The following is a 12985-nucleotide window of genomic DNA, read 5'->3' as shown; positions in this document are numbered from 1 at the left end:
GCGAATTCTCGATAGCCCCAACGCGGAGATACCCTCTCCCCAACCCTCCCCCGCAAGCGGGAGAGGGAGCGCAGTACCCGTGACGAAGCCGGCTCGCGTTCATGCGTATCGGATCCTCGGATCGATCACGCCGTAGAGCACATCGACCAGCAGGTTGATCGCGAGAAAGGCCAGCACCACCACGAGAATGGAGCCCTGCACGGCCGGGATGTCGCGCTGCAGGACGCTGTCGACCAGCAGCGAGCCGATGCCGGGCCAGGAGAACAGCTTTTCGACCACGACCGCCTGCCCCATCAACCCACCGAACTGCAGGCCGACGGTGGTGAGGATGATGACGAGCGCATTGCGCATCACGTGCCATTTCACCACACGGGTCTCGCTCATGCCCTTGGAGCGCGCGGTGCGGACGAAATCGGCGGTCATGATCTCGAGCACCGCGGCGCGCGTCGTCCGCGCGAACAGCGCCATCGGCGAGACGCCGAGCGTCACGGCCGGCAGCAGCAGATATTTCAAGCCGCCATCGCCATAGCCAAAGCTCGGCAGCCAGCCGAGCTTCAAGGCAAAGAGATACATCAACACCAGCCCGAGCCAGAATTTGGCGATGGACAGGCCCGACACCGCCAGCACCATCGCCGCGCTGTCGACGAGGCCGCCCGGCCGCAAGGCGGCGACGAAGCCGAGCGGCACGCCGAGCAGGACCGCAAACGCCATCGACGTGACGATCAGCTGCAGCGTCGGCCAGGCCCTTTTGGCGATCATGGTGGTGACCGGCTCGCGGGTCCGGAACGAGGTCCCGAAATCACCGGTGGCGAGCTTTGCGATGTAATTGCCGAAGCGCACATGGACGGGGTCGTTGAGGCCGAGCTGCTGCTTCAGGCGCAGCTCGACCTGGGGATCGGCATCCTCGCTCATGGTCGAGGCGATGCTGCCGGGAACGACGCTGAACAGCACGAACACCAGCAGCACCACGGCGAGCACGGTCGGGATGGTTTGCAGCAGACGACGGATCAGAAAGGAGAGCATCTCGACTGTTCCTCTCTCCCACCACCTGGTGTCACGATGGAGGGAGCGCGAAAGCTGACGTCACTTCGCGGGCGAGGTCTCGTCGACCCAGAGCTCCTCGGCGTTCTGGTGGGTCAGCTCGGTCGGGTTCTTCTGAATGCCGTGGAGCCAGGGCTGCACCGCCATGACGGCCTTGTTGTAGTTGAAGAACCACACCGGCGCCTCGTCATAGAGCAGCGCATTGGCCTTTTGCAGCAGCTGGGTGCGCTTGCCGGCGTCGTCGGCCTGCCCCGCCTCGTCGAGGATCTTGTCGAACTCGGCATTCCTGTAGTTCATGTAGTTGCAGGCCGGTTGCGGCGTCGAGGAGTGGAAGCATTTGAGTGCGGCCAGCGGATCGGGGCCGCTCTGCTGGGAATAGATGAAGGCCTGGTAGTCGCCGGTGCGCACCACCTCCGACAGCACCGCGGTCTCGACCTGCTTGACCTTTGCCTTGATGCCGACCTTGTCCAGCATCGGAATGACGGCCGAGACGATCGGCAGGCCCCAGCTTTCATTCTGGCTGGTGGTCCATTCGAACTCGAAACCTTGGGGATAGCCTGCTTCGGCAAGCAGCTGCTTGGCCTTGGCGGGGTCGTACGGGTACGGCTTCATGGTCTTGTCGTAGGCCGGCGAGGTCAAAGGCAGCCAGCTGGTGGCGCGATAGGCCTTGTTCTTGACCAGCTTGCTGATGATCAAATCGGAATCGATCGCGTAGTTGATCGCCTGCCGCACGCGCTTGTCGGCGAACGGCTTGAATGCGGGATTCATGCCCATGTAGCGCGTGAAGACCTCGGCGACCTCGACGATGGTGCCCTTGAGGTCGGCGTCGCTCTGGTAGGCGACGTACTGCGCCGGCCCGAGCACCGAGGTGTCGATCTCCTTGTTGCGGAAGGCGACGTCGCGCGCCGCGGCCTCCGCCATGATCGACACGATGAGCTTGTCGGCGTAGGGCTTGCCGGGCTTGTAGAACCGGTCCCACCGCTCCAGGACGATGCGAGATCCCGGCACATGCTCGACGAACTTGAACGGGCCAAGACCGATCGGGTGCTGGATGAAGCTCTCCTTGGCGCCCTCCTCCGCAGGATAAATCGACGTCAGCGCGGTGAAGAAATAGAAGCCGGGATCGACCTTCTCGGTCAGCTTCATTTCGAGGGTGAAGTCGTCGATCTTCTTCAGGCCGGAGATCTCCTTGGCCTGCCCCTTCTCGACCGCGGCCGCGCCCTCGATGATGCGGACGAAGCGCGCGCCGGGATAGGCCTTGGTGCCGTCCATGATGCGGTTGAAGGACCAGATGATGTCATCGGCCGTCATCTTGCGGCCGTTGTGGAAATAGGCATCGTCGCGCAGCTTGAAGGTTTGAACGAGACCGCCGCCCGAGACGACGACCTCCTTCGCAAGCTCAGGAACCGGTTTTCCCTCCGCGGAGTCCCAGGTGTAGAGCGAGCGATGCAGGGCCTTGGCGTAGATTTCGTCCTGGGCGCGCTGGGTGGTGTGGATGTCGAGGCTGGTGAAGCTCGAACCATAGGGCGCGGTCATGCGGATGGTTCCGCCCTTGCGTGGGGTCTGGCCCTCCGCTGCCCCGGCGAGCGCCAGTCCCGCCGCCGCGACGATCGCCATCATCCTGAACGTCATGTGTCCCCCAAGCAACGCAGGTCATCCGATCGGGGATTTGATCATCCGTCACCCGTCGAATGCAAGCTTCGTTTTGATGGCAACCGGTGCCGGTTCCTGAGGCGGGCGCGAAGACCCCGCGGTGGTTGCATTCCCGCGCGACGCAAGCGCGCCTGATGACGCAGTGCGTCATCGATCGATCGGATCAGCAAAAATCCATTCGTGATCGACGAGATCGGACCAGGATCGTTCTCTCAGCCCAGGGATCGCGGAATAATGAATCCTCGATGAAAGGGCGCGCGCTTCGCGGTCATCAGACCCAGCCCGCGCAGGGGCCCTCAGCCAGATAGCTCCGGCTGCCACTCCCGCAATTTCCGCGCAGCGCCGGTGACGTCGGCGATGGTTCGGAACGCCGCCGCCTCCACCATCATCCCCCGCGCCAGCCTGATGGCGCGGGCTTCGCTGATCGCGCGCTTTCTGGGCTCCTCGATCAGCTCGAAATCGATGTTGTGGGCAAGGCCGAAGATGCGGCGGATGATCTTGGCGGCGGCGAAGCCGACGGTGTCGGTGAACAGGCGCTGCATGTAGGCCAGCCGCTCGGCCTCGAGCCGCGCGGCGCCCTTCTCGCCGGCGAAGAGCGAGAGCGGATAGGCATCGCCGCGCGCCTCCGATCGCCAGAGATCGAGGAATTTTCGCGAAAATTCGCTCCAGACCTGCTCGACCGTCGCCAGCACCCAGCTCTCGAATTCGCGCCGCTCGCCGCCCGCGCGCTCGTGGCCGGCGGAGGCGAAATAGGCCATCAGCAGATTGGCGAGCACCGCGCCGACGTCAAACCCCATCGGGCCGTAGAAGGCGAATTCGGGATCGATCACCCGCGTCTCCGACGCCGTCACCATGATCGAACCGGTGTGGAGATCGCCATGGAGCAGCGCTTCGGGACTGGCCATGAATTTAAGCTTCAGCCTGCTGATTGCGACATGCAGCTCCATGTCCTCGCGCAAGGTTGCGGCGAGGCCGTCGAGATAAGGCGCGGTCCAGCGGTTCTGCTCGGCGATGCGATAGGGATCGGTGAAGATCAGGTCCTCGGTGATCTTGCACAGCGCATGATTGCCGGCGAAGGCCGCGATCGCCTCCTTCTTCTCGGCGGCAATGAGCGCGAGGTCGGAGGTGAAGAACAGCGTCCGCGCCATGAAGGTCGTGATGTCATCGACGAAACGCGGATAGCGCGTGCCGGCGACCAGCCCCTTGCGCATGATGATGTGCGGCTCCAGCAGCTCCATCACGGTCAGCGCCAGCGTCTCGTTGTGGTGCAGCAGCGCCGGCACGAGGCCGGGCGCGAGCCGGGCCTGCCGGGACAGAGCGAGATATTCGTAATGGGCCCGCGACAGCGGCAGCGGCCAGCTCTCGCCGACGAGGCGGACATAAGGCAGCGCCTGCTTCACGGCGATGCCGCCGCGTGCCCCTTTCACGATGAAGACGAGATTGAGATTGCCGTCGCCGACCTCGGTGATGGACCAGGCGGCCGGCTCGCCGCCGAGCAGCGCCGTGATGTCAGGCAGGCCCGCAAGGTAATCTCGCAGGGCCGCTTCCTGCAGAATCCGGTAATCCCCCTGCCCCATCACGAGGCCCTCCCAACTGTTCGGGCCGGATCGTTACTCCCGCTCCAGGAAGCTCGAGCCGATCTCGGCCTTTCTTTTGATGGGATCGTAATCACAATAGACGCTGTCCGCCACCAGCGTGTAGCTGGCGCTGACGGTGTATTTATCGAGCTTGACCGAGTTCAGGCCGATCACCGAGGTGCTCTTGCCGCCGTTCCATTTGAACGGGGTCGAGCTCTTGGCCTGCTCGCAGGCCAGCACCGCCTCGTTGAAGACGTAACCTTCCACGAACGCCTTCAGCGTCCGCACCTGCACGGCCATCTTCCACTCGACATAGCCGACGGCCCCGAGGCCCGCGACGATCAACACCAGAAGCGCAACGACGATCCTCTGAAAAGTCATTCGTTCCCCCAACAACGACGCAATGCAAAATCGCTAGAACGGCATTCCCATCAATCTCGACAGACGCTCCAGCGAAAGGTAGCCGGCGTGATAGGCGGCAAGACCGAGGCCGTAGATGATCGCCGAGATGATCGTGGTCCAGACCAGCTTGCGCTTCATGCCGGTCAGCACGGGCGCGCCGGGGTCGGTGCCGGGCGCGCCGCCGCCCTCCTCGTGCTGGCTGCGCACGCCGAACGGCAACGTCAGGAACAGCGAGACCCACCAGATCACGAAGTAGATCGCGAGCGCGGTTGAGAGCTGGACGGCCATGATCCGGCTTATGCCTGCTCGATTTCGACCAATGCGCCGGAAAAGTCCTTGGGATGCAGGAACAGCACCGGCTTGCCGTGGGCACCGATCTTGGGCACACCGTCGCCGAGCACGCGCGCGCCCTCCTTCACCAGCGTATCGCGCGAGGCGATGATGTCGACGACCTCGTAGCAGACATGGTGGATGCCGCCGTCGGGGTTGCGTTCGACGAATTTTGCGATCGGTGAGGCCTCGCCGAGCGGCTCGATGAACTCGATCTTGGTGTTGGGGAGCGTGGCGAACACGGTGATGACGCCATGCTCCGGCAGCGGCACGGCCTCGGAAATCTGCGCCCCGAAGGCCGCGCCGTAGATCCTGGCGGCGTTGACGGCGTCCTTGGTGGCGATCGCGACGTGGTTGAGGCGACCCAGCATGTTTCTTCTCCCTTTAAGGCATGATCCGAAAGATCGCGCCCAATCTACACCGTCAGGACGTGGACCAGACAGGGGGGCTTCTTGCCCCAATGTTCGTTGATGACGGCCCGGACGGCGCGTCGCACCGATTCCGCCAGCGCATCCGGATCCCGCCGGCGCGCCTTCGGCAGGCCCTCGACCGTGGACATCACGGCATCGAAGACGATGTCGTCGAACGGCTCGCCTGCCCGGTTCTTCTCGGGAATGCCGACCAGATCGACCTCGGGCTCGTCGGCGAGCTCGCCCTGCGCAGTCATGGCGATGGCGACGAAGGCGCAGCCGGAGAACGCCATGCGGCGGCGCTCGACGACGGCGCGGGATTTCGAATCCTCCAGGATGGTGCCGTCCTTGTAGAGCCGGCCCGACGGCACCTCGCCGACCACGCCGGGATCGCCGGGGCCGAGCTTGACCAGGTCGCCATTGCGAATGACCAGGACGCGCGGCACGCCGGCGGCGCGCGCGAGCTTGGCATGCTCGTTCAGATGCAGCGCTTCGCCATGGACAGGGATCAAGAGCTGCGGCTTCACCCAGGAGATCATGTCACGCAGCTCGTCGCGGCGCGGATGGCCCGAGACGTGGACCAGATGGTCGCGGTCGGTCAGCACCTCGACGCCTTGCAGCACCAGATTGTTGATGATCGAGCCGACCGCCTTCTCGTTGCCGGGGATCGTGCGCGAGGAGAAGATCACGCTGTCGCCGCGGTTGAGCGTGATTTCAGGATGGTCGTCATTGGCGATGCGCGCCAGCGCGGCGCGGGGTTCGCCTTGGCTGCCGGTGCAGAGCGCCAGCACCTTGTCCTGCGGCAGATGGCCGTAGACCTCGGGCGAGCGGAAGTTCTGCACGCCGTCGAGATAGCCAGTCTCGCGCGCGACCTGCACCACGCGCTCCATGGCACGGCCGACCACGACGACCTCGCGGTCGGCGGCCTTCGCAGCGTCGGCGACGGCCTTGATGCGCGCGACGTTGGAGGCAAAGGTCGTGACGGCGACGCGGCCTTTGGCGGATTTCACGAGATCGATGATGGTGCGGGCGACTTCAGCCTCCGACGGCGAGCGGCCGTCGCGCACCGCATTGGTGGAGTCGCCGATCAAGGCGAGCACACCCTCCTCGCCGAGCTCGCGCAGGCGCTTCTCGTCGGTCGGACGTCCCAGCGTCGGGGTCGGGTCGATCTTCCAGTCGCCGGTGTGCAGCACGGTGCCGGCGTCCGTGTGGATCGCCAGCGCATGCGCTTCCGGGATCGAATGCGCGACCGGGATGAACTCGACGTTGAACGGGCCGACATCGATGCGCCCCCCCGAGGGGACCACGGTGACGGGGATCACGGGTGCGTTGCGCTCGGCGGCGCATTTGGCCTCGAACAATGCCGCGCTGAACTGCGTCGCATAGATCGGGCATTTCAGCTTGGGCCAGAGGTCGATGATGGCGCCGAAATGATCCTCGTGGGCGTGGGTCAGCACCAGCCCCATCAGGTTCTTGCGTTCCTTCTCCAGGAAGCTGATGTCGGGCATGATCAGGTCGATGCCCGGCAGATGCTCCTCGTCGCCGAAGGAGACGCCGAGGTCGACCGCCAACCAAGAACGCTGATGGCGGTTGCCGAGGCCGTAGATCGACAGATTCATGCCGATCTCGCCGACACCGCCGAGCGGGGCAAACACCAGTTCGTCGGGCCTCGCCATCACGCAGCTCCCACCGAGCGGACCGGGCCGAAGAACACTTCGCCCGCCGCCACGGGCACAAGGCGCCCCTCCGCGGTGCGGACGATCAGGCAGCCGGTGTCGTCGATCGTGTCGAAAACGCCTTCCAAGACCGTGGTCCCCGTATGGATCGCGATCGGCTCACCCAGGCGGGCGGCGCGCTCCAGCCACAGCTTACGTATCTCGGCAAAGCCGCGGCCATTGTCCCAAATGCCGCGGAACTCGACCCAGGCGTCCGACAGGGCCGAGAACAGCTCCTCGGCGCTGATCTGGACGCCGAGGGCTGCGAGCGATACCGCCGGCGTCGGCGTGCCCTCCGGGGCCGCCACGATGTTGGTGCCGATCCCGACCACGATGGCAAGACGATCGCCGATGGCTTCGGCTTCAAGGCCAATGCCGACCAGCTTCTTGCCGTTGGCGAGGATGTCGTTGGGCCATTTCAGGGCATACCGGGGTCGGTCTGGGCCAAGCCGGAGCGCTGCCTCCAGGCTGACTCTCTCAAGGGCAGCATCCTCCGCCAACCCGGCGGCAAAACCGATCGTGGCAGCCACCGCAGGAGCGACATCGAGGACTTCGAGCACGCTGGCGGCAAGATTGCCCTTGGGTGCGATCCAAGGGCGCTGGCGGCGGCCGCGGCCGGCGGTCTGCTCCGATGTCACGAACCAGATCGGGCCGCGCTCGCCGGCGCGGGCCGCCTCGATGGCGTCGGCATTGGTCGAGCCGGTCCGTTCCAGGGCGGCGAGCTTGTAGCCCGCCGCTGACGCGCGAGGACCGAGCGCGAATGCCATCCTAGAACAGCGACTTGGCGGCGGCGGAAGCGACGCTCACCACCGGCCCTGCGAACAATGCGAATAGGATGTTGAACAGGCCCGCGACCGCCAGCACCGTCTTCACCTCGACTCGGACAGGATCGACCTGCCCGGCCGGCTCGTCGAAATACATCGTCTTGACGATGGCGAGATAGTAGTAGGCGCCCACGACGCTCGTCAGCACGCCGATCACCGCCAGCGTGAACAAATTCGCCTTGATGGCGGCGACGAAAACGTACCACTTGGCGAAGAAGCCGGCGAGCGGCGGAATGCCGGCGAGCGAGAACAGCAGCATCGCGAACATGAAGGCGAGCAACGGGTTGGTGCGCGAGAGCCCTGCGAAATCGCTGATCTGCTCGACGGCCTGGCCGTTGCGCTTCATGGCGAGGATGATGGAGAACGAGCCGAACGTCATCGCGACATAGATCACGATGTACATCAAGACGCCCTGCGCGCCCTCGACGGTGCCGGAGGCAAGGCCAACCAGCGCAAAGCCCATATGGCCGATCGAGGAATAGGCCATCAGGCGCTTGATATTGCTCTGGCCGATCGCGGCGAACGAACCCAGCGCCATCGAGGCGATCGCGACGAACACCAGGATCTGCTGCCACTGCGAGACGATGCCGGGGAATGCGGTCAGCGTGACGCGGGTGAACACCGCGAGCGCGGCGACCTTCGGCGCCGAGGCGAAGAAGGCGGTGACCGGCGTCGGCGCGCCCTCATACACGTCGGGCGTCCACATGTGGAACGGCACGGCCGAGACCTTGAAGCAGAGACCGGCGAGCAGGAAGACGAGGCCGAACACGAGGCCGGTGTTCGAGATCGTCGCAGCAGTGGCGATGCCGGAGAAGCTGACGGTGCCGGTGAAGCCATAGACCAGCGAGGAGCCGTACAGCAGCATGCCCGACGACAGCGCGCCGAGCACGAAATACTTCAGGCCGGCTTCGGTCGACTTGGCGTTGTCGCGGTTCGAGGCCGCCACGACATAGAGCGCGAGCGACATCAATTCGAGGCCGAGATAGAGCGAGATCAAATCGCCCGCCGAAATCAGCACCATCATGCCGAGCGTCGAGAGCAGCACCAGGATGGCGTATTCGAAGATGCGGCGCGACGGGTCGGACAGGAACTCGGTCGACAGGATCAGCGTCACCGCCGAGCCGAGCAGCGCCAGGATCTTCATGAAGCGGGCGAAATCGTCGACGATGAAGCTGCCGCCGAACGTGACCTGCTTGCCCGCAGGCAGCGTGAACTCGAGCACGCCGACCACGATCAGCAGCAGCACCGCCAGCGTGGTGACCGTGCTCGTGGTCCCCTGCCCGCGATAGGCGCCAAGCATCAGAAGCGCCATGGCGCCGATCGCGAGCACGAGCTCGGGCAGCACCGGCGCCAGTTGATAACCTGCAGTCGTAAAGCTCATGGCGATATCCTGACCTGCCCGATCAATGGAGCAGTGCGGCGGCCTTCACGGCCGTCACAGCGGTGTTGTAATTATTGACGAGTTGCTGGACCGAAGCGGCCGACATGTCGAGCACCGGCTTCGGATAGACGCCGAACAGGATCGTCAGCGCGATCATCGGGAACAACGTCACGCATTCGCGCAAGGTGAGATCCTTGATGCTCGCCAGCGACGGCTTGACCAGCGCGCCGAACACCACCTTGCGGTAGAGCCACAGCGCGTAACCGGCCGAGAGGATCACGCCAAAGGTGGCGAAGAACGCGGTCGGGATCGAGACCTTGAAGGTGCCGAGCAGCGTCATGAACTCGCCGATGAATCCGCTCGTGCCGGGCAGGCCGACATTGGCCATGGTGAAGACCATGAAGGTCATCGCGTAGAGCGGCATCCGGTTGACGAGGCCACCATAGGCCGCGATCTCGCGGGTGTGCAGGCGGTCATAGACGACGCCGACGCAGAGGAACAGCGCGCCGGAGACGATGCCGTGCGAGATCATCTGGAACACGCCGCCGGCGACGCCCTGCATGGTGCCGGCAAAGATGCCCATGGTGACGAAGCCCATATGCGCGACCGACGAGTACGCGATCAGCTTCTTCATGTCCTCCTGCATCAAGGCCACCAGCGAGGTGTAGATGATGGCGATGGCGGAGAGCGTGAAGACCACCGGCGCGAAGTCGTGCGAGGCCAGCGGGAACATCGGCAGCGAGAAGCGCAAGAAGCCGTAGCCGCCCATCTTCAGGAGGATCGCGGCGAGCACCACGGAGCCCGCGGTCGGCGCCTCGACGTGAGCGTCGGGAAGCCAGGTGTGCACCGGCCACATCGGCATCTTCACCGCGAACGAGGCGAAGAAGGCGAGCCAGGCCCAGGTCTGCAAGGACCGCGGCACGGCGGTGTGCATCAGGGTCGGGATGTCGGTGGTGCCGCCGTTCCAGTACAGCGCCATGATGGCGAGCAGCATCAAGACCGAGCCGAGCAGCGTGTAGAGGAAGAACTTGAACGACGCATAGACCCGGCGCGGGCCGCCCCAGACGCCGATGATCAGGAACATCGGGATCAGGCCGCCCTCGAAGAACAAATAGAACAGCACGAGATCGAGCGCCGAGAACGTGCCGATCATCAGCGTTTCCAGGATCAGGAACGCCATCATATATTCGCGGACGCGGCTCGTGATCGCCTTCCAGCTGGCGATGATGCAGAACGGCATCACGGCCGTGGTGAGGATCACCAGCGGCAGCGAAATGCCGTCGACACCCATGTGATAGGTGATGCCGGTGGCAAGCCAGGCCGACTTCTCGACGAACTGGAAGTCGGCATTGCTGGGATCGAAGCGCATCACCAGGATCACCGACACGGCGAAGGTGATGATCGTGGTCCACAGCGCGATCCAGCGCGAATTGCGCCTCGCCGCCTCGTCGTCACCGCGGCTTAGATAAACGATGATCGCGCCGACCAGCGGCAGGAACGTCGTGACCGAAAGGATGGGCCAGGTTGTCATTTACTGGCCTCCAAAGCCGAACATGAACCAGGTGATCAGGCCGGCGGCGCCGATCAGCATGGCGAATGCATAGTGATAGAGATAACCGGTCTGGATCTTCACGACGTTGCGGGTGACGTCCAGCACGCGGGCCGAGACACCGTCGGGGCCGAAGCCGTCGATGATGAAGCCGTCGCCCTTCTTCCAGAGCTGGTAGCCGATCCACTTCGCCGGGCGGACGAAGATGAGGTCGTACAGCTCGTCGAAGTACCATTTGTTGAGCAGGAACTGGTACAGCATCGGCTGGGTGTTCGCGAGCTCGACCGGCAAATAGGGCTTGCGGATGTAGAAGGTGTAAGACACCAGGAAGCCGCCAACCATCATCACGAAGGGCAACCAGCCCAAGAGATGCGGCATGTGCTCCATATCCTCGAGGATATGCGGGTTCATCTTCACGGACTCGCGGAAGAATTCCTCGACGCCATGCGGCCCGGTGAACAGCTCCTTGAACGGGAAGCCGGCCAGCACCGAGCCGACGGCCAGCACGCCAATCGGGATCAGCATCCAGATCGGGCTTTCATGCGCGGCTTCGTAGTGCGCCTGGTCGTGGGGCTCGCCGAAGAAGGTCTTGAACACCAGACGCCAGGAGTAGAACGAGGTCAGGCCGGCGGCCACGATCGTCAGCAGATAGGCGTAGGTCGAGAACGCGTTATGCGACGCATAGGCCGCCTCGATGATCGCGTCCTTGGAGAAGTAACCGGCGAATAGCGGGAAGCCTGTGAGCGCCAGCGTGCCGACGGTCATCACCGCGAACGTGTACGGGATCTTGCGCCACAGGCCGCCCATGTTGCGGATGTCCTGCTCGTGGTGCATCGCGTAGATCACCGAGCCGGAACCTAAGAACAGCAGCGCCTTGAAGAAGGCGTGCGTGAACAGATGGAACATGCCGACCGAGTAGGCCCCTGCCCCCATCGCCACGAACATGTAGCCGAGCTGCGAACAGGTCGAATACGCCACGATGCGCTTGATGTCGTTCTGGACGAGACCAATGGTCGCCGCGAAGAACGCGGTGGTCGCACCGAAGAACATCACGACAGCCTGGGCGTTCGGGGCGAGTTCGAACAGCGGCGACAGGCGCGCCACCATGAAGACGCCGGCGGTGACCATGGTCGCGGCGTGGATCAGCGCCGACACCGGCGTCGGGCCTTCCATCGCGTCCGGCAACCAGGTGTGCAGCAGGAACTGCGCCGACTTGCCCATCGCGCCCATGAACAGCAGGAGGCAGGTGAGCGTCAGCGCATCGGCATGCCAGCCGAGGAAGTCGATGGTCTTGCCGGTCAGGCCGGGCGCGGCATGGAAGATGGTCTCGAAATCGGTCGAGCTCGTCAGCATGAAGATCGCGAAGATGCCGAGCGCGAAGCCGAAATCGCCGACGCGGTTGACCACGAAGGCCTTGATGGCGGCGGCGTTCGCCGAGGGCTTCTGATACCAGAAGCCGATCAGGAGATAGCTCGCGAGGCCGACGCCTTCCCAGCCGAAGAACATCTGCACAAGGTTGTCGGCGGTCACCAGCATCAGCATGGCGAAGGTGAACAGCGAGAGATAGCCGAAGAAGCGCGGCCGGTTCGGATCCTCGTCCATGTAACCGATGGAATAGAGGTGCACGAGCGAGGACACGGTCGTGACCACCACCAGCATCACGGCGGTGAGCGTGTCCACGCGCAGCGTCCACCAGACCTGGAGGTCGCCGGAGAAGATCCAGGGCAGCAGCTGGATCCTGAGGTCATGGCCCTTGAAGCCGACATCGACCAGCGTCATCCAGGACAGCGCCGCCGAGACGAACAGCAGCGCCGTGGTGATCAGCTCGGCGCCGCGCGAGCCCGCCGCCGGCGGCTCGACCGGACCATGGCCGTGATCGTCGTGACCGTCGCCGGGCTCGTGATGCGTCTCGTGAATGACCGAGGCATCCTCGCTGATCGTATCGGACGCATGGGCGTGCGCGCCAGCACCATGACCATGGCCGTGATCGCCGTGATGCTCGAGCTCGTCGCCCGAGGGATTGCGGCCATGGGCGCCGACCAGCGCGATCAGGCCGGCCAGAATGGCGCCCAGCAGCGGCAGAAAGACAATTGCCTGGACCAT

11 protein-coding genes are annotated in these 12985 nt (G+C 64.4%); all 11 read right to left on the bottom strand.

The genetic code is table 11. From position 1 onward, the window contains the following. Positions 1-99 precede the first annotated feature (99 nt). The 11 genes from G8O24_RS13225 to nuoL all read right to left on the bottom strand — a co-directional run bounded on the left by G8O24_RS13225 (position 100) and on the right by nuoL (position 12985). The gene (locus tag G8O24_RS13225; protein ID WP_188099841.1) at positions 100-1023 is read right to left on the bottom strand and encodes an ABC transporter permease; all 924 of its coding nucleotides are present in this window, start codon (positions 1021-1023) and stop codon (positions 100-102) included. Positions 1024-1083: 60 nt separating this feature from the next. Then, positions 1084-2673 (bottom strand): ABC transporter substrate-binding protein, encoded by a 1590-nt coding sequence (locus tag G8O24_RS13220; protein ID WP_188099840.1) that lies wholly within the window; start codon positions 2671-2673, stop codon positions 1084-1086. A 317-nt stretch (positions 2674-2990) separates the two neighbouring features. Next, positions 2991-4271, bottom strand: coding sequence for an S-methyl-5-thioribose kinase (gene mtnK, locus G8O24_RS13215; protein ID WP_188099853.1), 1281 nt, complete (start codon positions 4269-4271; stop codon positions 2991-2993). A 33-nt stretch (positions 4272-4304) separates the two neighbouring features. Further along, a complete protein-coding gene (locus G8O24_RS13210; RefSeq protein WP_188099838.1) occupies positions 4305-4652 on the bottom strand; it encodes a hypothetical protein in 348 nt (115 codons plus the stop codon). A gap of 33 nt (positions 4653-4685) precedes the next feature. Further along, positions 4686-4961, bottom strand: a complete 276-nt coding sequence (locus G8O24_RS13205; RefSeq protein WP_188099837.1) for a DUF1467 family protein — start codon at positions 4959-4961, stop codon at positions 4686-4688. A gap of 8 nt (positions 4962-4969) precedes the next feature. Then, on the bottom strand, positions 4970-5374 hold the full coding sequence (gene mce, locus G8O24_RS13200) for a methylmalonyl-CoA epimerase (RefSeq protein ID WP_188099835.1): 405 nt from the start codon (positions 5372-5374) through the stop codon (positions 4970-4972). 44 nt (positions 5375-5418) lie between these two features. Continuing rightward, positions 5419-7089, bottom strand: a complete 1671-nt coding sequence (locus tag G8O24_RS13195) for a ribonuclease J (protein ID WP_188099834.1) — start codon at positions 7087-7089, stop codon at positions 5419-5421. Next, positions 7089-7895: a biotin--[acetyl-CoA-carboxylase] ligase gene (locus G8O24_RS13190; protein ID WP_188099832.1), complete on the bottom strand. Its 807-nt coding sequence runs from the start codon at positions 7893-7895 to the stop codon at positions 7089-7091. The genes G8O24_RS13195 and G8O24_RS13190 overlap by 1 nt, the downstream gene beginning before the upstream one ends. Position 7896: 1 nt before the next feature. Next, the gene (nuoN, locus tag G8O24_RS13185; protein ID WP_188099830.1) at positions 7897-9333 is read right to left on the bottom strand and encodes an NADH-quinone oxidoreductase subunit NuoN; all 1437 of its coding nucleotides are present in this window, start codon (positions 9331-9333) and stop codon (positions 7897-7899) included. A 22-nt stretch (positions 9334-9355) separates the two neighbouring features. Beyond that, positions 9356-10864 (bottom strand): NADH-quinone oxidoreductase subunit M, encoded by a 1509-nt coding sequence (locus G8O24_RS13180; protein WP_188099828.1) that lies wholly within the window; start codon positions 10862-10864, stop codon positions 9356-9358. Next, entirely contained in the window at positions 10865-12985 is a 2121-nt protein-coding gene (gene nuoL, locus G8O24_RS13175) for an NADH-quinone oxidoreductase subunit L (RefSeq protein ID WP_188099826.1), read from the bottom strand.

It is taken from the genome of Bradyrhizobium campsiandrae (genome assembly GCF_014529705.1).
GTDB classification, from domain to species: Bacteria; Pseudomonadota; Alphaproteobacteria; order Rhizobiales; family Xanthobacteraceae; genus Bradyrhizobium; species Bradyrhizobium campsiandrae.
The sequence above is the reverse complement of the archived record's forward strand: the minus strand, read 5'-3'. Positions and strand labels throughout refer to the sequence as shown.